This window comes from Caulobacter sp. (assembly GCF_039596335.1).
In the GTDB taxonomy this organism is placed as follows: domain Bacteria; phylum Pseudomonadota; class Alphaproteobacteria; order Caulobacterales; family Caulobacteraceae; genus Caulobacter.
Genome location: NZ_JBCNJZ010000007.1, coordinates 149,104 through 174,771 on the forward strand (window position 1 = coordinate 149,104; position 25,668 = coordinate 174,771).

Genomic DNA, 25,668 nt, shown 5'->3' on the forward strand with positions numbered 1-25,668 from the left:
CTCAAGACTGGGAACGACTTATTACTTACGGGCAGATGCTGAGCAAAAATGTCGCAAGTTCGCAACATAAGTGACGCAATCAACCTATCCGGGGCGAAATCGGACGGCGCGAGATATCCGGGCGGCCAAGACTTGGCCTATCGCAAACCTAACGGAATCGCCGCCAACGCCCCGGTTCAGAGTTGGCGACGCGGCGACCGATCACGACAGGATCTCTCTCCATGCATCATGCCCATCGCACCCTTCGTCGCGCCCTGACGATCTCCTGCGGCGCCGCCGCACTCGCCTCGGCCCTGGCCGCCGCGCCGGCCGCCTTCGCCCAGGACTCCAAGGTCGGCGAGATCATCATCACCGCCCAGCGCCGCAGCGAAAACCTGCAGGACGTCCCGGTCTCGGTCGCCGCCATCGGCGGTGAGAAGCTGCAAGCCACCTTCGCCGCCGGCGACGACATCCTGGCCCTGTCGGCCAAGGCCCCGGGCCTGTACGCCGAGTCCTCGAACGGCCGCGCCGCCCCGCGCTTCTACATCCGCGGCCTGGGCAACGCCGACTTCGACCTGGCCGCCTCGCAGCCGGTGTCGATCATCCAGGACGAAGTCGTCCTTGAGAACGTCGTGCTGAAGAGCTCGCCGATCTATGACCTCGACCACGTCGAAGTCCTGCGTGGCCCGCAAGGCACGCTGTTCGGCCGCAACACCACGGCCGGCATCGTCAAGTTCGACACCGTCAAGCCCAGCGAAGAGTTCAAGGGTCGCGTCGCCGCCTCTTACGGCAGCTTCAACACCTTCACCTTCGACGGCGGCGTCGGCGGCGCCATCGTCCCGGGTAAGGTCGCGGTCCGCGCCTCGGCCCTGCTGCAGCGCCGCGACGACTGGATCGACAACACCTTCACCAAGACCGAGAACGCCCTTGGCGGCTTCGAGGAAAAGGCCGGTCGCCTGCAGGTGTTGTTCACCCCGACCGAGAAGCTGTCGGCCCTGTTCAACGTCCACGCCCGTGACCTGGACGGCACCGCCGCGGTGTTCCGCGCCAACGTGCTGACCAAGGGCTCCAACCAGCTGAACAGCAACTACGACCGCGACAAGGTCGCCTACGACGCCGGCGGCGGTAACCACCAGCGCTACAAGGGCTACGGCGCCTCGGCCAACATCCAGTACGATTTCGGCGGCGCCAAGCTGACCTCGATCACCGCCTATGAGAACACCCACGGCTACAGCCGCGGCGACATTGACGGCGGCAACCCCGCTGGCCCGGGCTTCATCCCGTTCCAGTCGGACACCCAGGACGCGATCCCGAACCTGTTCCAGTGGACCCAGGAAGTCCGCCTGGCCAGCGACACCGACGGCCCGCTGAGCTGGCAGGTCGGCGGCTTCTACTTCGACACGAAGTACGCCATCGAGACCAACCCCTTCTTCATGCCGCCCACCCGTCTGCAGCAGAAGAACAAGGCCTGGGCCGTGTTCGGTCAGGCCTCGTACGCGGTCACCGAAGCGTTCACCCTGACCGGCGGCCTGCGCTACACCGAGGACGACAAGGACCTGAAGGTCATGTTCGGCAACGCCGCACCGGCCGTTTCGGTCTCCGACGATCATCTCTCGTGGGACGTCTCGGCATTCCTGAAACTGGACGAGAACGTCAGCGTCTATGGCAAGGTCGCCTCGGGCTTCCGGGGTCCGTCGATCCAGGGCCGTGACATCGCCTTCGGCTCGCCCGCTTCGACCGCCCGCTCCGAGACGATCATGTCGTACGAAGTCGGCCTGAAGAGCGAACTGCTGGACCGCCGCATCCGCCTGAACGGCGCGATGTTCGCCTACACCGTCGACGACCCGCAGTTCAGCGCCGTCGGCGGCGGCAGCAACTCCAACCGCCTGATCAACGCCAAGAAGGGCGAGGCCTTCGGCCTGGAGCTGGACAGCGAGTTCGTGATCACCCCGAACTTCGTGGTCACGGCGGGCTATAGCTTCGCCCAGACCAAGATCAAGGACGCGACCCTGGCCGTCGCGCCCTGCGCCGCCTGCACGGTCACCGACCCGCTGAACGCCGCCGGCCAGGCCCTGGTCAACGGCAACCCGTTCCCGAACGCGCCGCGCTACACCTTCGACTTCACCGCGCGCTACTCGTACCCGGTCGCCTCTGGCGAACTGTTCGCCTTCACCGACTGGAAGCGCCAGGGCTACACCAACCTGTTCCTGTACCAGTCGAAGGAGTTCTACTCGAAGAACGACTTCGAGGGCGGCCTGAAGCTGGGTTACGCCAACAAGGAAGGCGGCTGGGAACTGGCCGCGTTCGCGCGCAACATCACCAACGAGCACAACATCAAGGGCGCGATCGACTTCAACAACCTGACCGCCTTCGTCAACGAACCGCGTGTCATCGGCGTCTCGGTCGACGCTCGCTTCTAAGCCCTTCGGGACTTCGAAACGGAAAGGCCGCGGAGCGATCCGCGGCCTTTTTCTTGTCAGGCCTTCAGCCCGTGGCCGATGACCGGCGTGGTCTCGAAGTGCTATGGGAAACCTGCGATGATCGGCCGGGCCTCGGCGATGGCGGCCTGCACCGCTGGAAGTTTCAGAGAGGCGGCATGGGCGTCCTTGTCGGTCCAGACCTCGGTGATCCACAGGGCGTCAGCATTGGCCGGGTCCTTGGCGATCACGTAGGACAGACAGCCGGGCATGTCGCCGGTGCTCTCGCCGAGTATCGCCAGCAGGTCGTCACGCTTGCCGGGCGCGGCCAGCATCTGACCAATCAGTCCGTACATCGGTTTCTTCTCCTGAGCTTGGGCGGCTGGCGCGATCACCACGACGGCGAGACCGCCGGCCAGCACGTCGCGCCGGTCGAGAATCGTCATGCCTTGCACTCGCCCTGAGCGGCGACGCTGACCCCGGCGCCGGCCGCTTGGCAGGCGTTGCCGTAGGTCTTGCCGTCGCAGCCGCAGACCGGCTGGTAGATCATCGGGCACATGTCCGGCTTCTTGCGGCAGACGCCGGCGGCGTCGGCGACCGTGCGGCATTGGCCGGCCTTCATCTCGCAGGTCAGGCCCGACTGGCACTGGAAGCCGGCGAAGCCGCCGCACATACCGCCCTCGGCGACCGGCGTGCGCGGGCCTCCCGACGGCGGCGGAGTGGACTGTCCCGGCGCGCTGCAAGCGGTCACGAGGATCAGGGCCAGGCAGGCGAGCAGACGGCGCATGAGCAACCTCCGTTATCGGGTGTGACTTGATAAGCCGGTTCTTTTCGTCTGTCCTTCCCGCCTCTTCGAGAGTCGGGGTTTTTCATGATTAGATGGCGTAACGCGGCGGCTGCCGCGAGCCTGCTGGCGCTTGGGCTTTCCGCCTGCGCCACCACCGGGACGACAGCGCCCGCCAAGCCGCCCGAAAAGGCCGAGGCCAGGCCGCTGCCCAAGGGCCTGGACGGCCAGGCCTCAAGCGGCTTCCCCTCGACCTATCAGCCCCTGCCCTCGCGCCCGACCGCCTTCGTCGGCGCCACGGTGCTGACCGCCACCGGCCAGCAGATTGAGAACGGCGTGGTGATCACGTCGGGCGGCAAGATCGTCGCCATCGGCGGTCCCGACACGCCGATCCCGGCCGACGTCGCCAAGGTCGATGCGACCGGCAAGTGGCTGACCCCCGGCATCATCGACGCCCACAGCCACCTGGGCGTCTATCCCTCGCCCGGCGTCTCGGCCCGCTCGGACGGCAACGAGGCCACCGACCCGAACACCGCCCAGGTCTGGGCCGAGCATTCGGTCTGGCCGCAGGATCCCGGCTTCAACCGGGCCCGCGCCGGCGGCGTCACGACCCTGCAGATCCTCCCCGGCTCGGCCAACCTGTTCGGCGGCCGCTCGGTGACGCTGAAGAACGTGCCGTCCCTGACCATGCAGGGCATGAAGTTCCCTGACGCGCCCTACGGCCTGAAGATGGCCTGCGGCGAGAACCCCAAGCGCGTCTACGGCGGCAAGGGCCGCTCTCCCTCCACCGCGATGGGCAACGTGTTCGGCTATCGCAAGGCCTGGATCGACGCCGCCGACTACGCCCGCAAGTGGGACGACTATCGGTCCAAACAGCAGAAGGGCGAAAAGGGCGACGCTCCCAAGCGCGACCTGCAGATGGAGACCCTGGCCGGCGTGCTGAAGGGCGAGATCCTGGTGCACAATCACTGCTACCGCGCCGACGAGGAAGCGGTGATGGTCGATATCGCCAAGGAGTTCGGCTACAAGATCACGATGTTCCACCACGCGGTGGAGAGCTACAAGATCGCCCCGCTGCTGGCCCGCGAGGGCATCTGCTCGGCGACCTGGTCGTCCTGGACCGGCTTCAAGATGGAAAGCCTGGACGCCATCGACGCCAACGCCGCCATCCTCTGGAAGAATGGCGCCTGCGTCGTCATCCACTCCGACGACCCGACCATGACCCAGCGGCTGAACCAGGAAGCCGCCATCGCCATGACCGCCGGCAACAAGCTGGGTTACGGCATCAGCCGGGCCGAGGCGATCAAGTGGATCACCGCCAACCCGGCCAAGTCCATGGGCATTGACGGCAAGACCGGCAGCCTGGAAGCCGGCAAGGCCGCCGACCTGGTGGTCTGGAGCCGCGATCCGTTCAGCGTCTACGCCCAGGCCGAGAAGGTCTTCGTCGACGGCGCCCTCGTTTACGACCGCAAGGACGAGCGCTTCCAGCCCAAGTCCGATTTCGAGCTCGGCCAGCCTGGCCAGGGAGCGTTCAACTGATGATCCGGTCATTGCTTCTCGCCAGCGCCGCCTGCGCCCTGGCCCTCCCCGCGGCCGCCGAGACGATCGCCATCGTCAACGCCCGCATCGAGCCCGTCTCGTCGGCCACCATCACGGCCGGCACGCTGGTCATCAAGGACGGCAAGATCGCCGCCGTCGGCGCCAGCGTCCCGGTCCCGGCCGGCGCCAAGGTGATCGACGCCAAGGGCGGGGTCGTCACCCCCGGCCTGGTCGCCCCGTCCTCGAACCTGGGCGCCTCCGAGATCGGCGGCGTCCGTGAGACCCGCGACGACGGCACCGGCAACGCCCTGTCTGCCGCCTTCGACATCGCCTACGGCGTCAACCCGGCCTCGCCGATGATCGGTCTCGCCCGCGACGGCGGCATCACCAGCTCGGCCGTCACGCCTGTCCTGTCGGGCAGCGGCGCCGGCAGCCACGTCCATGCCGACGATGGCGAGGTCGAGGAGATGACCGCCGGCAAGGAAGGACCCGGCGATCCGCCGCTGTTCGGCGGCCAGGCCGCGTTCATCCGCCTGAAGGCCGGCGCGCCGGACATCGTCGAGGCCAGCAAGCTGGCCGTCACCGTCTCGCTGGGCCAGAGCGGCGCCCGCGCCGCTGGCGGTTCGCGCGGCGCGAGCCTGGTGCTGATCCGCTCGGCGCTCGAGGACGCTCGCGCCTTCGCCGCCCGCCGCGCCGCCTTCGAGCAGGGCGCGACCCGCGACTTCGGCCTCTCGCGGCTGGACCTGCAGGCGCTCATCCCGGTCGTGCAGGGCAAGGTGCCGCTGCTGGTCCGCGTCTCCCGCGCCGCCGACATCCGCCAGGCCCTGAAACTGGCCGCCGACGAGAAGATCCGCATCGTCCTGGAAGGCGCCGAGGAAGGCTGGATGGTCGCCCCCGAGATCGCCAAGGCCGGTGTGCCGGTCATCGTCGATCCCCAGGCCGACCTGCCGGAAAGCTTCGAGGTCCTGGGCTCGCGCCTCGACAACGCCGCCCGGTTGAACGCCGCCGGCGTGACCGTGGCGATCAACGGCTCGCGGGACTTCAACAATTTGCGCCAGGAGCGGCTGAACGCCGGCCTGGCCGTCGCCAACGGTTTGCCCTACGCGGCGGGCCTGGCCGGCGTGACCCTGATCCCGGCCAAGATCTGGGGCCAGGATAGCAAGATCGGTTCGCTGGACGTGGGCAAGATCGCCGACGTCGTAGTCTGGAACGGCGATCCGCTGGAAACGACCAGCTGGCCGCTGAACGTCTTCGTCGGCGGCGTCGAGCAGCCGCAGGACAGCCGCCAGACGCAGCTGCGCGACCGCTACGCCAGCGGCGACCAGAGCGGCTATCCCGCCGCCTATCGCTGAATCCCTGCCCGCCCCCGGCCTTGCGCTGGGGGCGGATTTCCCTTTTCAGTGGAAGTCGCCCGGCCCATACGAGGCCCCCGCGTCCGAATCGCTTAGATTTCCCCTGATGTCCTCAGATAAGACCCCTTCCCTGTTCGGCGACGACGACGCCCTGGCCCCGGTTCCGGCCGCCCCGCTGTTGGGCGGCGTCGAACCGCATGTCGAGCCGACCCCGCGTCCGATCCCGCCGCCGCCGCCCTCCAAGGCCGCCCCGCCCCCGCCGCCGTCCAAGGCGAGCGCCCCGGGCGAGTACTCGGCCGCCGACATCGAGGTGCTGGAAGGGCTGGAGCCCGTCCGCAAGCGCCCCGGCATGTACATCGGCGGCACCGACGAGCGGGCGCTGCACCACCTGTTCGCCGAAGTGCTGGACAACTCGATGGACGAGGCCGTGGCCGGCTTCGCCAAGACCATCGAGGTCAAGCTGGACGCCGACGGCTTCCTGTCGGTCAAGGACGACGGCCGCGGCATGCCCGTGGACCCGCACCCGAAGTACCCCGGCAAGTCGGCGCTGGAGGTCATCATGACCGTCCTGCACGCCGGCGGTAAGTTCACGGGCAAGGCCTATGAGACCTCCGGCGGCCTGCACGGCGTCGGCGCCTCGGTCGTCAACGCCCTGTCCGAGCGCGTCGAGGTCACCGTCTGGCGCGACGGCTTCGAGCATCTGCAGGTCTTCTCGCGCGGCAAGCCGCTGGGCCCGATCGAGCAGATCGCCCCGTCGAAGAAGAAGGGCACCATGGTGCGCTTCAAGCCCGACGACGAGATCTTCGGCGAGGGCGTCGGCTTCAAGCCGGCGCGCCTGTATCGCATGGCCCGCTCCAAGGCCTATCTGTTCCGCGGCGTGCAGATCAAATGGTCCTGCGACCCATCGCGGATCCATGACCAGACCCCGCCCGAAGCCGTCTTCCACTTCCCCAACGGCCTGGCCGACTTCCTGGCCGAGCGGACCAAGGGCCTGACCACGATCACGCCCGAGAGCTTCTCGGGCCGCATCGAGCGCCAGGGCGAGGCCGGCGCCGTCGAATGGGCCGTCAGCTGGACGCCCCAGGGCTTCGGCGAGCACGACGGCTTCATGCAGTCGTACTGTAATACCGTCCCCACCCCCGAGGGCGGCACCCACGAGAGCGGCTTCCGCGCCGCCCTGACCCGGGGCCTCAAGGCGTATGCCGAACTCAAGGGCGAGAAGCGCGGCACGATCATCACCGCCGACGACGTCGTCGCCCAGGCCGGCGCCCTGATCTCGGTGTTCATCAAGAACCCGGAATTCCAGGGCCAGACCAAGGAAAAGCTGTCCACGACCGAGGCCCAGCGCTTCGTCGAGGCGGCCCTGCGCGACCCGTTCGACCTGTGGCTGACCTCCAGCCCGAAGAACGCCCAGGCCCTGCTGGAATTCGTCATCGAGCGGGCCGAGGAACGCCTCAAGCGCCGCAAGGACAAGGAAGTCACCCGCGCTTCCGCCACCCGCAAGCTGCGCCTGCCCGGCAAGCTGGCCGACTGCGCCGGCGGCGCGGTCGACGGCGCAGAACTCTTCATCGTCGAAGGCGACTCGGCCGGCGGCTCCGCCAAGCAGGCCCGCGACCGCAAGTACCAGGCCATCCTGCCCCTGCGCGGCAAGATCCTGAACGTGGCCTCGGCCAGCGGCGAGAAGTTCACCGCCAACAAGGAACTGTCGGACCTGATGCTGGCCCTGGGGGCTCAGGGCGGCAACAAGTATCGCGAGGAAGACCTGCGATACGACCGCATCATCATCATGACCGACGCCGACGTCGACGGCGCCCACATCGCCAGCCTGCTGATCACCTTCTTCTACCGCACCATGCCGGACGTGATCCGCCAGGGGCACCTGTATCTGGCCCTGCCGCCGCTCTACCGCATCGCCCACGGCGGCAAGAGCGAGTACGCCCGCGACGACGCCCACAAGGACGAGCTGCTGGCCACGGTGTTCAAGGGCAAGAAGCCCGAGATCGGCCGCTTCAAGGGCCTGGGCGAGATGATGGCCTCCCAGCTGAAGGAGACCACCATGGACCCCAAGAAGCGCACCCTGGCCCGCGTGACCCTGCCGCGCTCGGAAGAGGCGGTGGAAAGCCTGGTCGAGACCCTGATGGGGCGCAAACCCGAGCTGCGCTTCCGCTTCATCCAGGAGAACGCTGAGTTCGCGGCGGCGGATCTGGATCTGTAGACCAAGCACTTGCCCCCTCCGCGCCTGCGGCGCTCCTCCCCCGGAGGGGGAAGACGGGCGCTTCCGTCTGCCCCCCTCCGGGGGCGGACGACCGCGAAGCGGTCAGGTGGGGGCAAGTGACATCGTCCTCACGCGGCCAGCCGCTGAAGGGTCGATGGAAAGGGACACGGAGCGCCGGACAACGTCCGGAGTGTTTGAATAGAATACCGTTTCGACGAAGCCCGAACGCTCCGCGTGACCGTTATCCGCCAGCGTCCCGTCAGGTGGCCCTGTTCAGGCCTTACCGGGACCTAGATCTCGCCGTTTCCGGCAAGCTCCAGAGGTCGAAGAAGGCGAGCCAATTCAGGCTAAGACACACCCCTTGGTCTTCAACCACGCCGACGGCGGGCGGGCCTGGCAGCGATGCAGGTCCCCGGACCGTTCGAGTATCCCCCTCGAACCTGTCCTCGCTCGATCACACCCCGCCGCCGCAACCGGTCGCTGGCCTTGCGCCCTTTCCCTGCGACGAGGTGAAGAGAGCATAGGCCAGGTTTCGAAGCCGGGGACGCAAGCCCGCGAACGCTCGTGCTCCACCCGAACCCTCTCTCATAGAGAGAGGGAGGGGCCCATGCGCAGCATGGGAGGGTGAGAGGTTACACCGCTCACCGAATAGTCCTGAAAAACAAGCGAGATGCGCGAAACCCCATACCGGCTTCGCCTAACCTCTCACCCTCCCACGCCTGCGGCGCGGGCCCCTCCCTCTCTCTATGAGAGAGGGATCGTAACGCTCGTCCCAGTCGACGAAGAAGCGCCCTGCTCCGCCCGCATCCGATAGGCCATCACCGCCGTATGCCCCAGCCGCTCGACCAGCCGCCAGTTCACAATGGCCCCCAGTGGCGCGCCGACCACGGGGATGAACTGGGCCAGCTTGGCCAGGTCGATGTGGTCGCGATACTGCTGCTGGAAGGCCCGCCAGTCGAAGTCGTTCAGGTGCTGGGGGTGCTCGCGCGCCTCCCAGTCGTCCAGCGCCGCGAACACTCCGGCCCGGTGCTCGGCGTCCGAGAACGCCAGCTCGAAGATGTGCAGGATGAACAGGCGCTCGGGCAGCGCCGCGCCGTCATGGCCGAAGATCGCGGCGATCTCGAACAAGAGCTTGATCTTGAAGCTCATCAGCAGCGGGAAGTCGGCCGCCGCCATCAGGAAGCCGCCGAACCCGGTGACCCCGCCCTCGGCCGCCGCCGCCTTCTTCCACCCGTCGATCGCCTTGGCCGCCCGCGCGCGGCGCTCATCCAGCGACAGCCCGATCAACGGCGATCCCGTCGCGAAGTCTGCCCCCGTCAGCATCGCCCGCGTCATGCCGGAAATCCCGGCGGTGACGGCGGCATGGACCTTCTCGGGGATAATCCGGTTGATCCGCTGCTGCGCGGCGCGCGCGACGCCGTTTAGAGCGCTGGGCGGGCGGGTGAGGTCGGCGCGCCAGGCGATGAGGTCGGGGGAGAGAGTCATGTCGGCCACTCTAGCGGGTCCGCCCTCGTCCTTCGACAAGCTCAGGATGAGGGCTAATGCGGTTCAGTAGAAACCTCACCCTGAGCTTGTCGAAGGGCGAGGTTTCGGGTCCGGAGTGGCCGGAGGGGCAGGTCTACCTACAGTTGGAGGAAGAGGCGGCGATGGCTCTGGCACTGCTTCGGATGCCTCGGAGTTCTTGAGCATCGGCTTGATCGGCGCGGAAGCTACGGCCGGCACCTGCCCGTCGTTCGACTTCCCTTTGGGCTGTAGGCCATTCACACCAGCGTAAACTAGTGCGCCGGTGGCAGCAAAAGCGCATACGACCGCAATATTCTGAAGGTTGGAGAACAAGGTCTTTTCTCGCACCGATTCAGCAAATTTTTGCTTGAGCTCGACTTCGCTTGACGCGAATGCAGCTTCAAGCTGCGCCTCGCGTTCTCGGTCTCGTTCGATACTAGCCTTGACGAAATCGAGATAGGCCCTGACGGCAGCCTCCTCGGAGCCATAGATATGGCGAGCTCCAGATAGATCTAACGGGGCGAAAATGTCCGTTGTCTTAACCCCTCGCTGCTCGATAATTCGTTCACGATGAGCTTCGTTGACTGTGATCCCGAGCTGTATCGCCATCACTACCGCGTGTCGCTGGACGGATGCGACCGAGAAAGCGAGTCCCGCGCCAAAGCACGTTAGCGCTGGCCATAGCTGAGCAACCGCGAAATTCACGTCCTCGACATTGCCAATCAGCCCCCCAAGTGTGGCAAGTCCGGCGCCATGAGCTAGTGCGATCGTCCAGGATGTGCGGCCATCTTCCTCTTGGACTCGCGTCCGCTGTTCATAGAAACGCTGAAGCATCATTCCCCCAATCCTTGCCGGGGACGCTTTCATACATTTGTGAGGCTGACAACGACGGTCGATGTCGAACCACGACCTGGGTCGAACCATTGTCGGGAGAGCCGCCTATTTCTACCCCAGCCCAGGTAACAGCACCCCGTAGCGGCTGTTCGCCAAAGCCCAATCCACACCTCCCTCGCCCTATCCCCACTATCCCCAACCTCACCACCTCCCCCTCCGCGCCGCCGCCGCCTATATCCCTAGCCTGACGTTCACCACGCCGAGCTCCAGGCTTGCCTACCCAGTTCAGACTGCCGCTGACCGCTGCGCCGACCTATGCTCGCGAGGACTTCGTCGTCTCGCCCAGCAATGCGGACGCCGTGGCGCGGCTGGACGGGTGGCCGGCGTGGCCCGAGGGGCGGCTGGCGCTGGTCGGGCCGGCGGGGTGCGGGAAGACGCACCTGGCGCGGGCCTGGGCCGACGCGGTTGATGCTGTGGTCGTCGAGGCCAGCGACGAGGTCGACCTCCCGGCCCTGCGCGGCCGCGCGGTGCTGGTCGAGGACGCCGACCAACGGGCCGACGAGACCCTGTTCCACATTCTCAATATGGCCGGGGTCGACGGCGGGACCGTGCTGCTGACCGGCCGCGAAGCGCCGCTGGCCTGGGCCACGTCGGTACCCGACCTGCGCTCGCGGTTGAACGCCTTGTCGGCAGCTTTGATCGACGCGCCCGACGAGGCGGTGCTGGAGGCGGTGCTGCGGCGGGCCTTCGCGCAGCGGCTGCTAAAGCCCGATCCGGACCTCTATCCCTATCTGCTGTCGCGCCTGCCCCGTTCGGCGGCCGAGGCGATCGCGGCGGCCGACCTCTTGGACGAGGCGGCGGCCCAGCTGCGGCGCGAGCTGAACAAGGCCCTGGCGCGCGAGGTGCTGGGCGACTTCGAGGGCGAGGACACCGAATAAACTGTCATCCCGGCCGCAGCGTAGCGGAGAGCCGGGACCGCAACAGGCGCCGAGCATCCGGCGGTCCCGGCTCGACGTGCTGCGCACTTGGCCGGGATGACAGTCTGTTCGGTGTCGCCGTCTCGTCACTTGCCTCGTTCACCATGGCGGAACACACTCGCGCCTAAAGTGACCTGATGAACGAGATGACCGCCCTGCCCATCGCTGCCCCGCTCTCGCCCGCCATCGCTCCGCAAGCTGACGACACCGCGCCCCGGGTGCTGGACGCCGAGCTGATGGCCTCGCCCGAGCGGTTCTTCAATCGCGAGCTGTCGTGGCTGGCCTTCAACCAGCGGGTCCTCGAGGAAAGCGGCAATCCGCGCCACCCGCTGCTGGAACGCCTGCGGTTCCTGTCGATCTCGGCCAACAATCTCGACGAGTTCTACATGGTGCGCGTGGCCGGCCTGAAGGGCCAGGTGCGCGAGGGCGTGCGGGTGATCAGCCAGGACGGCCTGATCCCCAGCGAGCAGCTGAACCGCATCAACGCCTCGGCTTTCGAGCTGATGGCCGAGCAGCAGAAGATCTGGCGCCAGGTCCGCACCGAGCTGTGGGACGAGGGCCTGAAGCTGTTGGACGCCAAGGACATCGAGGGCGATGACCGCAAGCGGGCCGAGGAGATCTTCCGCAACCAGATCTTCCCGGTGCTGACGCCGCTGGCGATCGACCCGGCCCACCCGTTCCCGTTCATCCCGAACCTGGGCTTCTGCCTGGCGCTGAAGCTGCGCCGGATCGCCGACGACAAGCACCTGTACGCCCTGGCGCCGATCCCCTCGCAGGTGCGCCGGTTCTGGGAGCTGAGCAGCGTCGTCACGCGCGGCAAGAAGCGCCAGCGCAAGATCGTGGCGCTGGAAAGCTTCATCATCCTGTTCCTGGAGCACCTGTTCCCCGGCTACGAGGTCGAGGGCCGCGGCCTGTTCCGCCTGATCCGCGACAGCGACCTGGAAATCGAGGAAGAGGCCGAGGACCTGGTGCGCGAGTTCGAGGCGCAGCTGAAGAAGCGCCGCCTGGGCCGCGTGGTGCGGGTGAAGATCCAGACCACCATGCCGCCGGACCTGCGCGACTTCATCATCGAGGGCCTGCGCGCCGAGCCGGAAGACGTGGTGCTGGTCGACGGCAAGCTGGGCCTGGCCCAGATGTCGGAGCTGATCCCGCCGGACCGTCCGGACCTGAAGTTCCCGCCCTTCAACGCCCGCTTCCCCGAGCGCATCCGCGACCACGGCGGCGACTGCTTTGCGGCGATCCGCGAGAAGGACATCCTGGTCCACCACCCGTTCGAGAGCTTCGACGTGGTGGTGCAGTTCCTGCGCCAGGCCGCGCGTGATCCCAATGTGCTGGCGATCAAGCAGACCCTGTACCGCACGTCCAAGGACAGCCCGATCGTGGCGGCCCTGATCGAGGCGGCCGACAACGGCAAGAACGTCACGGCCCTGGTCGAGATCAAGGCTCGCTTCGACGAGGAGAATAACCTCAAGTGGGCGCGCGACCTGGAGCGGGCCGGCGTGCACGTGGTGTTCGGCTTCGTGGACTGGAAGACCCACGCCAAGCTGTCGGTGGTGGTGCGCCGCGAGGGCGACAACGCCCTGCGCACCTACTGCCACTTCGGCACCGGCAACTATCACCCGCAGACAGCGCGGGTTTATACCGACCTCAGCCTCTTCACCTGCGATCCGGCCCTAGGCCGCGACGGGGGCAAGCTGTTCAACTTCATCACCGGCTACGCCCAGCCCGGGCGGCTGGAGAAGCTGTCGTTCTCGCCCCATACGCTAAAGCCCGACCTGCTGGCGATGATCGAGCAGGAGGCCCAGGCCGCCCGCGAAGGACGCCCGGCCGGGATCTGGGCCAAGATGAACGCGGTCGTGGATCCGCAGGTCATCGACGCCCTCTACGCCGCCAGCCAGGCGGGCGTGCAGATCGACCTGGTGGTGCGCGGCATCTGCTGCCTGCGCCCGGGCATTCCGGGCCTGTCGGAGAACATCCGGGTCAAGTCGATCGTCGGCCGCTTCCTGGAGCACACCCGCGTGGTGGCCTTCGCCAACGGGGCCAACATGCCCAGCGCCCAGACGCGGGTGTTCATCAGTTCGGCCGACTGGATGCCGCGCAACCTGGACCGCCGCGTCGAGAGCCTGGTGCCGATCGAGAACCCGACCGTCCACCAGCAGGTGCTGGACCAGATCATGGTCGCCAACCTCAACGACGAGGCCCAGAGCTGGAAGCTGGACAGCGAGGGCGACTATGCCCGCGACCCGGCCTGGGCCAGCAAGGGCGCCTTCTCGGCCCACGACTACTTCATGACCAATCCCAGCCTGTCGGGCCGCGGCCACGGCGCGCGCGACCTGCCGCGGGCGTTCGACCACGTGGGACCCAAGCGCAAGCGGTGAGGCGTCTAGCCTTCGCCGCCCTGCTGCCCCTTGCCGCCTGCGCACCCGAGCCCGGGCGGCAGGCGCAGATCTGCGCGATCCAGGCCCTGCCCGCCCGCCCCGGCGTCGACGCCTTCGGGACCTCGCCGGACATCGAGCAGGCGGCCCAAACGCAGGGCGACGTCTACGGCCCGGGCGTCCTGCCGGGCGGCGGCATCGCCTGGTGGGGCCGCTGCCCTAAGCAGGCCGACACGACCGACATGATCCTGATCGGCCCCGGCCCCTGGGCCCTGACCAAGGGCGGCCAGCGGGCGAACGGCCGGCCTCTGGGCTACGGCACCTGCTATCACCGCGACGACGGCCAGGGCTGGCAGACGGTGGCTTGCCGGATCAATCCGTGATCGGAAAAGGCTTTCCGCGCGTTTTCACCGCTTCCCCCGTGCGCCGAATAGGCTAAATCAGCCCCATGCCCTTCCCGGCGCCGCGCGACGCGGCGGTCATCGATATCGGTTCCAACTCGGTGCGCCTGGTGGTGTACCGGCTGGAAGGCCGCGCCATCTGGACCGTCTTCAACGAGAAGGTCCTGGCGGGCCTGGGCCGCGACCTGGCCAAGACCGGCCGGCTGTCGCCCGAGGGCGTGATCCAGACCCTGCAGGCGCTGAAGCGCTTCCGCGCCGTGCTGGAGGCGGTCAAGCCGGCCGAGGTGTTCGCCGTCGCCACCGCCGCCGCCCGCGAGGCCAAGGACGGCCCCGACTTCATCCGCCGCGTGCGCGAGGAGACCGGCTTCTCGGTCCGCGTCCTGACCGGCGAGGAAGAGGCCCACTACGCCGCCGTGGGCGTGCTGGCCGGGGCGCCCGACGCCGAGGGCGTGGTCGGCGACCTGGGCGGCGCCAGCCTGGAGCTGGTCCGCCTGAACCCCACGGGCGCGGGCCAGGGCGTGACCCTGCCGCTGGGGCCGTTCAGCCTGGCCGGCCCGAACGGCGGCAGCTTCGACGCCGAGCGTGTCCGCCGCCTGGCGCGCGAGCGCATCGCCCCGGTGGCCGCCGACTTCCGCACCGACACCTTCCACGCCGTGGGCGGCGCCTGGCGCAATCTGGCGCTGCTGCACATGCGGCTGTCCGGCTATCCCCTGCACGTCGTCCACCAGTACCAGATCGACGCCCAGGAGGCCCTGCAGGCCGCGCGCCTGGTCGCGCACCAGTCCAAGAGCTCGCTCGAACGCATCGAGGGCATGAGCAAGAAGCGCTCGGAGACCCTGCCCTACGCGGCCGTGGTCCTGGAGACGCTGATCGAGCACCTGCAGCTGAAGCGCATCGAGATCTCGGCCTTCGGCGTGCGCGAAGGCCTGCTGTTCGAGGCCATGCCGCCGCGCGTGCGCGGGCTGGATCCGCTGATCGAGGGCTGCGACGCCCTGGGCGCGCGCCAGGGCGTGGCCGACGACCTGGGCCCTGCGCTGGAGGCCTGGATCGCGCCGGCCTTCGCCACCCTGCCGCCGCTGTTCGGCGAGCGCGACGGCATACTGGTGGCCGCCGCCAGCCGCCTTTCAGATCTTGGCGCGCGCCTGCACCCGGACCATCGCGCCGACCTCGTCTTCGAGCAGGTGCTGCGCGCCCCGATCGCGGGCCTGGGCCATGCCGAGCGCTGCTTCCTGGCCACGGCCGCCCACGCCCGTCACGCCACCAATTTCCATCCGCCCGAACTGGCGACGCTGGAACGGCTGCTGACGCCGGCCCAGCTGAAGCGCGCCCGCGCCCTGGGGGCCACGATGCGCCTGGCCTGCGACCTCTCGGGCCGCAGCCCCAGCCTGCTGGCTCATTCGCGCCTGACCTTGGACAAGAGCCATCTGATCCTGACGGCCGAACCCGGCTTCGCCGACATCCTGCTGGGCGAACAGACCAGCAAACGGGCAAACACGGCTGCGCATCACCTGGGGCTGAAGCCGAAGATCGTCACGGGATAGGGCGGACGTCGCCAGGTCGGTTATGGGTGGCCTTCCTTGTCAGGTGAACCTGAACGGGCCAAGCTCTGGCTATGCTAACTCAGAAACTGAGGCATGAAGATCGCTTGGGGAACGTAGGTGCCGCGTTGTATCGCGTCATCATACCCTTAGGACTTCTTGGAACGATCATTCTCGCTTTGCCGCTCATCTGGGCGACAAGCGTCTTCATGTTCGGCCTCTATCCCCTTCTGGTCGTTGGGATCGCTTACTCGTCATGGCGAAATGTGATGCTCTCACGCGGGGCGGCTCGCCTACTAGCAACCGCACTCGGCGTCGTTCTAACCGCCGGGGCTGCGCTTCTCGCCACTGGGCTCTTCGTGGGTAGTGGCGGCATCTGACGCGTGCGCATCTTAGTTGCAAGGAGCGATGGCTGGCTGCAGACATCGGAAACTTCCGACTAGGGTGGTTTTCGGGCTTTCTAGAAGGCCGCTTTCAAGTCCTCGATCGAGATCGCTTCTGCGGGCGCGTCCGGACCTTCCAGCAAGTCAAACAGCTCGGCACGTCCATCAGCCTTGTAGACGTCGACCTGAAGCGTGTTGCAGGAGACCCGCCATTCGGCTGTGCCCGGGTCGTTCAAAGCCTGAACTAGGCCCTGTTTCACCTGAACGGACAACTCACCCTCCTCGGAGGCGACGCAGCAATGGATGATCGGACGCCGAGGTCATTCGGCTACGCTAAGGAGTGCGGCAAGGTCTGAGAAGGGTCGAAGCCCGGCACCCCCGCCCTACTCTTCCGCCTGATGCGCCCCGCCGGCCGTCTGGGTCGGCGCAAGGGCCGGTCGCTCCAGTTCCAGGAAATCGGTGAAGGGCAGCTTGTAGGCGCGGTCGAAGAACTCGGCCTGGAAGCGGAAAGGCAGGTTGCCGTCGCTGTTCCACAGCATGACGATGCCGGTCTTGGTCGCCGGATCGAACAGCATGGTCGAGCGATAGCCCGACACGGCGCCGCTGTGACCGATCAGGTGGTGGCCTCTGTAGTCGAAGCTGCGCATGCCCAGGCCGTAACCGGGCGACTTCAGCTCGCGGGCGAAGGTCATGCGCCCGAAGGGCCGCGCCGTCGCTACGCGCGAGCGCTGCGCCTCGTTCAGCACCGCCGGCGACAGCACGTCGGGACGCAGCCCCATCTGGGCCTGCATCCAGGCGGCCAGGTCCAGGATGGACGAGTTGACGCCCGCCGCGGCCGGCACCCGGTAATAGGCCTCCGACAGGGTCAGCAGATTGCCGTGGCGGTGCGGCCGAGCCCAATGGGCCGACGAGGTCAGGGCCGCGTAGCCGAGGCTGGCGCCCTTCATGCCCAGGGGCTCGAACAGCTTGTGGCGCACGGTCTCGCCGTAGGATTCGCCCGTACGCTCGGCGATGACCTCGCTGATCGTGTCGTAGGCGATGTTCTGATAGGTGTGACAGGTGCCCGGCGGGCAGACAGGCTTCAGCTGCCCGAGGGCGGTGCGGATCTCGATCGGGTCGCGACCATCCTCCAGCCAGCCATCATAGGCGTTCTTGCCCAGACCCGTGCGCTGCGACAGCAGTTGCTCCACCGTCAGAGTGTTCTGGGCGTCGCCCGGCAGGCGCAGGGTGGTGTGGAAGGTCTGCAGCGGGTCGTTCAGCGACAGCACCCCGTCAGCGGCCAGGCGCGCGGTCAGGGTCCCGGCCACGGTCTTGGACAGCGAGGCCCAGCGGAAGACGGTGTGGGCGTCGACCGGCTCGCCGTTGTCGACGGACGTGCGGCCATAGCCCTTCACGAACGACAGCCGGCCGTCCTCGACCACGGCGACGGCCAGGCCCGTCATCGACGGATCGGTCATCAGCTCGGCTAGGCGGTCGTTCAGCGCCTGATAGTCGATCTGGCCGCGCCAGTGGTCCGGACTGGCCGGCAGGCTGGTCAACGCCGTCTCGCCTTCCGCCGCAGGCTTGGCCTTCAGCGACTTGGCCAGCGGGATCATCGCCCCGCCAACCAGCACCACGCCCACCAGGCTGGCGGCCAGCAGCTTTAGCTGGCGGCGGCGCTTGGTGGGGTCGAAAATGCGGTGGTCCGGCACGGCTACTCTCGGAACGGGTAAGGGACTCGGCGAGCCGTCAGTCTACGCCTGCTCGCCCCGTCATGCGCCCGGCAACATACGGAAAAGGTGCGCCAAATTGAGGCGGACAGGCCCATGGCCCGCCCTTCAGCCCTCGAACAGCGCCGCGTACAGGTGTTTGGCGTTGACGGGCTTTTCGACCCAGCCGGTCATGCCCGCCTCATGGCAGGCGGCGATCTCTTCGGGCGAGACCGCGCCGGTGACAGCGACGATCGGAGTCTGCCGGTTGGCGCCGTGATCGCGCAGGCGGCGCGAGGCCTCCAGCCCGTCCATGCCCGGCATCCGCACGTCCATCAGAATGACGTCGAACACCTGGCGCTCCGCGATCGCCAGGGCGGCCAGGGCGTCGTCGACGGTTTCGACCTGGGCCCCGAAGGCCTCCAGCATCTGGCGCAGGGTGCGACGGTTGATGTCGTGGTCGTCGACCACCAGCACCGACAGCGAGCGGTCGGGCAAGGCCAGGGCCGCGGCCTCGGCCTCGTCGACGGCCGGCGTCGCCGTCCCCTCCGGCGCGGGCAGGCGCAGCGTGAAGCTGGCGCCGCCTTCCGGCGCGTTGGCCGCGCTCAGCTCGCCGCCCATCAAGCGGGCCAGATTGCGGCTGATGGCCAGGCCCAGGCCCGTGCCGCCGAAGGCGCGCGCGGTCTCGACGCCCAGCTGCTCATAGGGACTGAACAGGCGGGCGATCTGGTCCTGGGTCAGGCCGGGGCCGGTGTCGCGCACCGTGATCGCCATCTGGCGTTGGCCGTCCGGACCGCTCATCGCCACCGAAATGACGATCTCGCCCTGCGAGGTGAACTTGATGGCGTTGCTGAGCAAATTGTTCAGCACCTGGCGCGTGCGCATCGGATCGCCCCGCACCCACTGCGGCGCGCCCTCCAGGTCGTTGAGGCGAAGGCCCACGCCCTTGGCCTCGGCCGTGTTGCGCCACAGGTCGACGCCGTCGACGATCAGGGTTGGCAGATCGTAGTCGACCACCTCCACACCCATGCGCCCGGCCTCGATCTTGGACAGGTCCAGCAGGTCAGTCAGCAGGGTGCGCATCATCAGGCCGGCGTCGCGGATCAGCACGGCGGAGGTGCGGTCGGTCTCGCCAGGGCGCTCGCCAGGATTGGCCAGGGCCGCTGCGCCGTTGACGATCGCGTTGATCGGCGTGCGCAGTTCGTGGCTGACCATGGCCACGAAGGCCGACTTTGCGGCGATCTGGGCCTCGGCCGCGCGGCGGGCCCGGCGCTCGGCCTCCATGGCGCGCCTGGACCACAGGAAGACCATCGACAGCGTCAGACAGAAGAGGCCGCCGCCCGCCAGGAAGAACGGCAGGATGGGGTCGTCGCGATCGGCCGCGATCAGCGGCGTCGCGACCAGATAGGTCACGTGCGGCGCCGCCGACGCCAGGAAGGCCGCGATGCAGCCCTCGGCGCCCATCAGGGCGGTGATGATCGAGCCGCACAGCAGCAGGACCGCGCCGGCGGCGCCCACCGGGGTTCCGGAGGCCCAGACCGGGATGGCAAGCCAGCCGAAGATCACCGCCAGCAGCACGTCGGCGAAGAGGTTCAGCGCGACCGCCTGGCGGGGGCGCGCCTGGCCCAGATAGCGGTTGAGGGCCAGAACTTCGATCAGCTGGGCGACCAGATAGACGCCGCACCAGGCGAAGACGAAGTTCATGCCGGGCTTGAACAGCGCCAGCAGCACCAACACCAGAACGACGAAGAGTCGAAGAGGCACCTGCTTGCGCCGCGAAACGGCCGCAGGTCGGTACGCGACCGCCAGACGCTCCCAGAACTCACTCAACGCTAACCCCCGCAAGGCCTACTCGCCCTCGAGGAGCCGCGCCCGCCGCTTATTACGCCAAGAGTTGACGCAGCGACAACACGACCCCACGCAGACGCGGGATTTTGATCTGCAAAGGATCCGGACAGTGTCCGGTTCCACATCGCGTCGTTGGATCAGTCGGCCTTGGCCGCCCGACGGACCTCGACGACGCGGACCTTGGCGCCGTCCAGCACCAGGGCCAGCTCGCCGCGCTTGATCTTCAGGGCGTCGGCCCCGAAGGCGTCACGGCGCCAACCCGTCAGCGCCGGAGTGGCGGCGTTGTCGTCGGCGGCGATCTTTTCCAGGTCCGAGACGGTGGCGATCAGCTTGGACGCCACGCCGGCTTCCTCGGCGCGGGCCTTCAGCAGCACCTTGAGCAGCTCGACGACGGCGCCGGCGTTCTGGGGCGGCGGCGGACCGGGCTTGTCGACGACCGGGGCGTAGCCTTCCGGATCGGCCAGGGCGGCCTTGATCGCGGCCAGCAGGTCGGGACCGAACTTGCTGCCGCCGAAGCCCTTGGGCACGCCACGCAGGTTGTTCAGGGCGTCCAGGCTGGTCGGGGCCTGGGTGGCCAGCTCGTCGATGGCCTCGTCCTTAAGGATGCGGCCGCGCGGCTGGTCGCGGTTCTGGGCGGTGCGCTCGCGCCAGGCGGCGACGGCCTTGAACACAGCCAGATACTTCGGGGCGGTCTTGCGCGGACGCAGGCGACGCCAGGCCTTTTCCGGATCCACGTCATAGGCGGCCGGGTCCGAGATGGCGGTCATCTCTTCTTCCACCCAGGCCAGGCGGCCCGAGGTCTCCAGGCGCTCGCGCAGGGTCGGGAACAGCTTGGCCAGGTGGGTGACGTCGGCCAGGGCGTAGCTCAGCTGCGCCTCGGTCAGCGGACGGCGGGCCCAGTCGGTGAAGCGGCTGGACTTGTCGATCTCGATCCGCAGCATCTGCCGGACCAGGGCGTCATAGGCGATCTGCTCGCCGAAGCCCGCCGCCATGCCCGCCACCTGGGTGTCGAACAGCGGCCGCGGCATGGCCTTCAGGTTGTTGAAGATCTCGACGTCCTGACGGGCGGCGTGGAACACCTTGAGGATGCTCTCGTCGCGCATGACCGCCAGCAGCGGCTCCAGGTCGATCTCGTCGGCCAGGGGGTCGATGACCGCCTCATGGGTGGGGGACGCGACCTGGATCAGGCACAGCTTGGGCCAGTACGTCGTTTCGCGCATGAACTCGGTGTCCACAGCGACGAAAGGCTCGCCCTTAAGCTCATTACAAAACGCCGCCAGCTCGGCGGTGGTGGTGATCGGCTTCATCCGCTGCTAATAGCCTCGCGCACCCCCGAGTCTGCAAGCGTCAAGACGCGCCCAGCGTACCGGGAAAGCAAATTTTCCGCGTGTTCGGAGGGTCTCGTCGCCTTCCGATAGACCAAAGCGAGCTCCAGAGCGCACATGAGCGATCAGCAGAACGGCCTCACCTACGCCCAGGCCGGCGTCGACATCGACGCGGGCAACGCCCTCGTGGACGCCATCAAGCCGCTGGCCAAAGCGACCCGGCGTCCGGGCGCGGAAGCCAGCCTCGGCGGCTTCGGCGCGCTGTTCGACCTCAAGGCCGCCGGCTATGAGGACGCGCTGCTGGTCACCACGACCGACGGCGTCGGCACCAAGCTGCGCATCGCCATCGACTCGGGCATGCACGCCACGGTCGGCATCGACCTGGTGGCCATGTGCGTCAACGACCTGCTGGCCCAGGGCGCCGAGCCGCTGATGTTCCTGGACTACTTCGCCACCGGCAAGCTGGACATCGAGACCGCCAAGAGCGTGGTCGCCGGCATCGCTGAGGGCTGCAAGCTGTCGGGCTCGGCCCTGGTGGGTGGCGAGACCGCCGAGATGCCGGGCATGTACAGCGACGGCGAGTATGACCTGGCCGGCTTCTCGGTCGGCGCGGTCGATCGCGACAAGGTCCTGCCCAAGCTGGACAAGCAGCGCGCCGGCGACATCATCATCGGCCTGGGCTCGTCGGGCCCGCACTCGAACGGCTATTCGCTGGTGCGCCGCGTGGTCGAGCGCTCGGGCCTGGCCTGGGACTCCCCCTGCCCGTTCGAAGACGGCAAGACCCTGGCCGAGGCGCTGATGGCCCCGACCCGCATCTATGTGAAGTCGCTGCTGCCGCTTCTTAAGTCTGGTCGCGTGAAAGGTGGGGCGCACATCACCGGCGGCGGCCTGATCGAGAACCCGCCGCGCGCCATCGCCGAAGGCCTGGCCGCCGAGTTCGACTGGAACGCCTGGGCCCAGCCGCCCGTGTTCGACTGGCTGGCCGAAGTCGGCGGCGTGTCGGAGCACGAGATGCGCCGCACGTTCAACTGCGGCGTGGGCTTCATCATCATCGTCGCCCAGGCCGACGCCGAGCCGGTTCTGGCCGCTCTGCTGAACGCCGGCGAAGACGCCTTCATCTGCGGCCAGCTGGTCAAGGCTTGATGAGCCGCACGAAAGTTGCGGCGCTGATCTCGGGCCGGGGCTCCAACATGGAGGCCCTGGTTCGCGCAGCCCAGGCGGCAGACTGCCCGTTCGAGATCGCCCTGGTGCTGGCCAACAAGCCCGACGCCAAGGGACTGGAGATCGCCGCCGCGGCCGGTGTGGAAGCGCTGTGCGTCGATAGCAAGCCGTTCGGCAAGGACCGCGAGGCCCACGAGCGTGCCATCGACGCGGCCCTGCGCGCGCGCGGCGTTCAGGTCATCGCCCTGGCCGGCTACATGCGGATCCTCACCCCGTTCCTGGTCGACGCCTGGGAGGGCCGGATGCTGAACATCCACCCGTCCCTGCTGCCGGCCTATCCGGGCCTGGACACCCACAACCGCGCGATCGCCGCCGGCGAGGCCGAGGCCGGCTGCACCGTCCATCTGGTCACGGCCGGCGTGGACGAGGGCCCGATCCTGGGTCAGGCCCGCGTGGCCATCCTTCCCGGCGACGACGAGCACGCCCTGGCCGCCCGGGTGCTGGAGCAGGAGCACAAGCTCTACGCCGCGACCCTGGCTGATTTCGTCGAACAGCGATTCTCGGTATAGGCTGACGACCCACTGAGACGGCGTGTCGCATCGGCGAACGCTGTCCGGTCAGAACTTCGTCACTATCTTCGGGCAATGATGGTCTCCATGGACGCCTTCACCGCCGACCTTTTCCGCGCCGCCGCGGACAACAACGCCCTCGTCGGCGCGATCCTGTTCGTGCTGACGCTGCTGGAAGCCCTGCTGGTCGTGGGCCTGCTGATCCCGATCGTCGGCGTCATGCTGGCGGCCGGCGCGCTGGTGGCCAACGGCGCCCTGCATCCGGTGGAAGCCATCCTGTGGTGCAGCGCCGGCGCGGCCGCCGGCGACGCCGTCTCGTATTTCATGGGCCACCGCCTGGGCGGCCGTCGCGCCACCAAGCTGCTGTTCGCCGGTCAGCGTCGTCTGCTGGCCCGCGCCAAGCTGCTGACCCGCCGCCACGGCGCCCTGGCCATCGCCGCCGCCCGCTATCTGGGCCCGGCCCGTCCCCTGATCCCCATCCTGGCGGGCGTCTCGCGCAGCCGTCCGTGGAGTTTCCAGATCGCCAACGTACTGTCGGCGCCGATCTGGGTGATCTCCCTGCTGGCCCCCGGCTATCTGGCCGCCCGCAATCTGCAACTGTTCGGCAGCGACCCGGCCCTGGCCAGCGGCCTGGCCCTGGGCCTGATCCTGGCCATCGGCCTGGGTGTCATGCTGTTCAAGCGCGGCCAGCGCGTCCAGGCCGCGGCCTAGGGCTCAACGCCCTCCATCAACTCCAGCACGCGCCGGGCCTGCCGCGACGCCTCGCCGCCGTTCGGATCGGCCGCCATCGGCTTGAGGAGCTGGAACGCCGTGTCGGCGTCATCGGCCGACAGGAACGCCACCGCAGCGACCAGGCGGATCTTGGCCACTTCCGGCGCCAGGTTTACGGCGCGACGCAGCAGGGCCAGCCGCTCGGGCGAAGGCTTTTCATCCGCCGTCATGGTCTGGGCCAGCAAGAACAGCGTCTGGTAGTCGTTCGGCTCGGCCGCGTCGGCGCGCCTCAGATATCCCCGCGCGGAGGCCAGCATGTCCAGACGATGCGCGGGCTCGAGCAGGGCGCGATAGAGCTTGCTGGTCCCCATCAGCCGCAGGGCTTCCAGATTGCCGCCATCCTCGGCCAGCAGCCCCTCCAACAGGCGCTCGCCCGTGTCGCGATCACCAAGGGTGATCTCGGCGCGGGCCAGGCCTTGGCGGACATAGCGATCCCCCGGTGAGCGCGCCGCGGCGGTGCGGAACCGATGCAGCAGGCTGGCCCGGTTGGCGCTCGGCGCCCCGGCCTTCACCTGCTGAATTTCCAGGATCAACCGATCGGCGCCGCCGGGCGCGCGGCGGATCTTGATCGCGGGCGCGGCCGGCCGCGGCAGGACCGTCAGGCTCGGCTCGGCGCTGAGGAAGGCCTTCAGCCGAGCTTCCAGCGCCTCGGGCGGCTCGCCGAACGCCTGCGTCCAGGCGGCGGTGACATCGCGCTCGCCCTCGTCGAGACGCTTCAGATAGGCGTCCAACCGCGCCTTGCGTCCCGCATCCGCCCAGAGGTAGCGCACCAGCAGCGCAGCCCGCTCGTCAAAGCGGCGGCGGTTGGCGGGGCTCTCGCCATAGCCGGTCTCGGCGATAACGTTGGCCACGCCCTTCAGGCTGCCGGCAATCCGCCGCTCGTCGTAGAGGGCGGGCGTCTGGCCCACCACCACCTTGTCAGGCTGGATGTCGATGGCGCTGTAGTAGATCGCCGCGCCCTTGATCAGCCATCGCGGCTGGCGGAACGGGAAGGTCTCGCTGAAGAAATGCAGCGCATAGGCGCCCAGGATGCTGTCGTCGCCAGCGGTCTGGTCCACGGCGCCGAAGAACCTGAAATTGTCCCGCACCACGACCGCGAAGATATCGTCGGGCTCGGCCACGTTCATCGACAGCGAACTGATCGGCGCGCCCGGCAGGAAGCGGCGATAGGACCAGTTTTCGGTCTCGCCGGGCTCGACGGGTCGAACCAGATAGATCGGATACTTGCGCGGAGGCGGTCCGTCGCGCTTGCCGTACAGCGACCGCAGGGTCTGCTCCAAGGCCTCGAGATCGGCGACCACGCGGCGCAGAACCTCAGGGCTTTCGTCGGAATAGACGATGACGTGGTCGCTCTCGGCGCGCAGCCATCGACCGCTGGCCTGGGGCGACACCAGCACGTCATCCATGGCGACCTGAGCCTGGGCCAGGGCCGTCGTCGGCGCTCCAGCCAGCCACAGAGCAGCCGCCAGAGCACTGCCCCCGATGATCTCGCGCACGCTCGCCATCGCCCCCTCGCGACGATTCCCCAATGGGCGAAACCATAGCCACAGTCGAAACAAAAAGGCCGGAGCTTTCGCCCCGGCCTCCTCGCAAACCTGGAAATCCAGAAGATCCGTCAGGGCCTGACGACGACGTCCGTAGGCGCGTCGAAATAGCGGTTCGACTGTTCGTCCCACGCATAGTCGGCGCTGGCGATCTGGGCCCGGTCATAGCTGGGCGAGCCCTTGAACTGGTCCTTGGAGATCTCGGCCCGGAATTCCTTCGCCATCGGATCGTAGCGGACGATCGACCAGGGCACGGGATGGTACTTGCCGGAGCCGCCGAGCAAGCCCCCCGCCTCCACGACGACGAACTCGATCCGCCCGGTGTCGAGATCGACGAAGGTCTCGCGGATGGTCCCCAGCTTACTGTCTCCCGTACCGATCAGATCCTGGTCCAGGATGTCCTTGCTTCTCGTCAGGGGCATGGGGTCCTCGCGCTGTAATCTACGAGGAGATAGCGCTTCCGCC

General features: G+C 68.0%; 21 protein-coding genes. 11 read left to right on the top strand and 10 right to left on the bottom strand.

Features of this window, described 5'->3' with window-relative positions; genetic code table 11:
* Positions 1-221: 221 nt before the first annotated feature.
* Positions 222-2,399, top strand: a complete 2,178-nt coding sequence (locus ABDW31_RS16090) for a TonB-dependent receptor (protein WP_184719305.1) — start codon at positions 222-224, stop codon at positions 2,397-2,399.
* Positions 2,400-2,500: 101 nt separating this feature from the next.
* Here ABDW31_RS16090 and ABDW31_RS16095 read toward each other — a convergent pair whose 3' ends face one another.
* Together ABDW31_RS16095 and ABDW31_RS16100 are read right to left on the bottom strand one after the other, a co-directional pair.
* Positions 2,501-2,842 (bottom strand): putative quinol monooxygenase, encoded by a 342-nt coding sequence (locus ABDW31_RS16095; RefSeq protein ID WP_184719304.1) that lies wholly within the window; start codon positions 2,840-2,842, stop codon positions 2,501-2,503.
* Entirely contained in the window at positions 2,839-3,183 is a 345-nt protein-coding gene (locus ABDW31_RS16100; RefSeq protein WP_184719303.1) for a Kazal-type serine protease inhibitor family protein, read from the bottom strand. The genes ABDW31_RS16095 and ABDW31_RS16100 overlap by 4 nt, the downstream gene beginning before the upstream one ends.
* A gap of 84 nt (positions 3,184-3,267) precedes the next feature.
* Here ABDW31_RS16100 and ABDW31_RS16105 point away from each other — a divergent pair, with 84 nt between their 5' ends.
* From ABDW31_RS16105 to parE, 3 genes are all read left to right on the top strand, one after another.
* Positions 3,268-4,719 carry an amidohydrolase gene (locus ABDW31_RS16105; protein WP_184719301.1) on the top strand — a complete coding sequence of 484 codons (1,452 nt, stop codon included), beginning with the start codon at positions 3,268-3,270 and terminating at the stop codon, positions 4,717-4,719.
* A complete protein-coding gene (locus ABDW31_RS16110; protein ID WP_184719299.1) occupies positions 4,719-6,071 on the top strand; it encodes an amidohydrolase family protein in 1,353 nt (450 codons plus the stop codon). Before ABDW31_RS16105 ends, ABDW31_RS16110 begins: the two co-directional genes overlap by 1 nt.
* Before the next feature lie 103 nt (positions 6,072-6,174).
* A complete protein-coding gene (parE, locus tag ABDW31_RS16115; RefSeq protein WP_184723882.1) occupies positions 6,175-8,286 on the top strand; it encodes a DNA topoisomerase IV subunit B in 2,112 nt (703 codons plus the stop codon).
* 744 nt (positions 8,287-9,030) lie between these two features.
* Here the strand turns inward: parE and ABDW31_RS16120 are convergent.
* Both ABDW31_RS16120 and ABDW31_RS16125 read right to left on the bottom strand, forming a co-directional pair.
* Positions 9,031-9,771 (bottom strand): EcsC family protein, encoded by a 741-nt coding sequence (locus tag ABDW31_RS16120; RefSeq protein WP_184719297.1) that lies wholly within the window; start codon positions 9,769-9,771, stop codon positions 9,031-9,033.
* A 75-nt stretch (positions 9,772-9,846) separates the two neighbouring features.
* Positions 9,847-10,626 (bottom strand): hypothetical protein, encoded by a 780-nt coding sequence (locus ABDW31_RS16125; protein WP_184719295.1) that lies wholly within the window; start codon positions 10,624-10,626, stop codon positions 9,847-9,849.
* Between the two features lie 269 nt (positions 10,627-10,895).
* Here ABDW31_RS16125 and ABDW31_RS16130 point away from each other — a divergent pair, with 269 nt between their 5' ends.
* From ABDW31_RS16130 to ABDW31_RS16145, 4 genes are all read left to right on the top strand, one after another.
* Complete coding sequence (locus ABDW31_RS16130) at positions 10,896-11,561, top strand: chromosomal replication initiator DnaA (RefSeq protein WP_184719293.1); 666 nt, start codon at positions 10,896-10,898, stop codon at positions 11,559-11,561.
* 185 nt (positions 11,562-11,746) lie between these two features.
* Positions 11,747-13,978, top strand: coding sequence for an RNA degradosome polyphosphate kinase (locus tag ABDW31_RS16135; RefSeq protein WP_184723879.1), 2,232 nt, complete (start codon positions 11,747-11,749; stop codon positions 13,976-13,978).
* Positions 13,975-14,358: a hypothetical protein gene (locus ABDW31_RS16140; protein WP_343699100.1), complete on the top strand. Its 384-nt coding sequence runs from the start codon at positions 13,975-13,977 to the stop codon at positions 14,356-14,358. The genes ABDW31_RS16135 and ABDW31_RS16140 overlap by 4 nt, the downstream gene beginning before the upstream one ends.
* 65 nt (positions 14,359-14,423) lie before the next feature.
* Positions 14,424-15,917: a Ppx/GppA phosphatase family protein gene (locus tag ABDW31_RS16145; protein ID WP_184719288.1), complete on the top strand. Its 1,494-nt coding sequence runs from the start codon at positions 14,424-14,426 to the stop codon at positions 15,915-15,917.
* Positions 15,918-16,374: 457 nt separating this feature from the next.
* On the opposite strand, the gene ABDW31_RS16150 is transcribed toward ABDW31_RS16145, so the two are convergent.
* The 4 genes from ABDW31_RS16150 to rnd form a co-directional block, all read right to left on the bottom strand.
* Positions 16,375-16,569, bottom strand: coding sequence for a hypothetical protein (locus ABDW31_RS16150; RefSeq protein WP_343699101.1), 195 nt, complete (start codon positions 16,567-16,569; stop codon positions 16,375-16,377).
* Positions 16,570-16,680: 111 nt separating this feature from the next.
* A complete protein-coding gene (locus ABDW31_RS16155) occupies positions 16,681-17,988 on the bottom strand; it encodes a serine hydrolase domain-containing protein (RefSeq protein WP_343699102.1) in 1,308 nt (435 codons plus the stop codon).
* Positions 17,989-18,114: 126 nt separating this feature from the next.
* Complete coding sequence (locus tag ABDW31_RS16160) at positions 18,115-19,749, bottom strand: response regulator (RefSeq protein ID WP_343699103.1); 1,635 nt, start codon at positions 19,747-19,749, stop codon at positions 18,115-18,117.
* A gap of 221 nt (positions 19,750-19,970) precedes the next feature.
* Positions 19,971-21,140 (bottom strand): ribonuclease D, encoded by a 1,170-nt coding sequence (gene rnd / locus ABDW31_RS16165; protein ID WP_184719282.1) that lies wholly within the window; start codon positions 21,138-21,140, stop codon positions 19,971-19,973.
* A gap of 135 nt (positions 21,141-21,275) precedes the next feature.
* Between rnd and purM the strand changes: the two genes are divergently transcribed.
* From purM to ABDW31_RS16180, 3 genes are all read left to right on the top strand, one after another.
* The gene (gene purM, locus ABDW31_RS16170; RefSeq protein ID WP_184719279.1) at positions 21,276-22,301 is read left to right on the top strand and encodes a phosphoribosylformylglycinamidine cyclo-ligase; all 1,026 of its coding nucleotides are present in this window, start codon (positions 21,276-21,278) and stop codon (positions 22,299-22,301) included.
* Positions 22,298-22,888, top strand: a complete 591-nt coding sequence (gene purN / locus ABDW31_RS16175) for a phosphoribosylglycinamide formyltransferase (protein ID WP_184719277.1) — start codon at positions 22,298-22,300, stop codon at positions 22,886-22,888. Before purM ends, purN begins: the two co-directional genes overlap by 4 nt.
* Positions 22,889-22,975: 87 nt before the next feature.
* Complete coding sequence (locus tag ABDW31_RS16180; protein WP_184719276.1) at positions 22,976-23,599, top strand: DedA family protein; 624 nt, start codon at positions 22,976-22,978, stop codon at positions 23,597-23,599.
* Here ABDW31_RS16180 and ABDW31_RS16185 read toward each other — a convergent pair.
* Both ABDW31_RS16185 and ABDW31_RS16190 read right to left on the bottom strand, forming a co-directional pair.
* Positions 23,596-25,164 carry a hypothetical protein gene (locus ABDW31_RS16185; protein WP_184719274.1) on the bottom strand — a complete coding sequence of 523 codons (1,569 nt, stop codon included), beginning with the start codon at positions 25,162-25,164 and terminating at the stop codon, positions 23,596-23,598. The genes ABDW31_RS16180 and ABDW31_RS16185 overlap by 4 nt on opposite strands.
* A gap of 110 nt (positions 25,165-25,274) precedes the next feature.
* Entirely contained in the window at positions 25,275-25,625 is a 351-nt protein-coding gene (locus ABDW31_RS16190) for a PRC-barrel domain-containing protein (protein WP_184719272.1), read from the bottom strand.
* Positions 25,626-25,668: the final 43 nt, after the last annotated feature.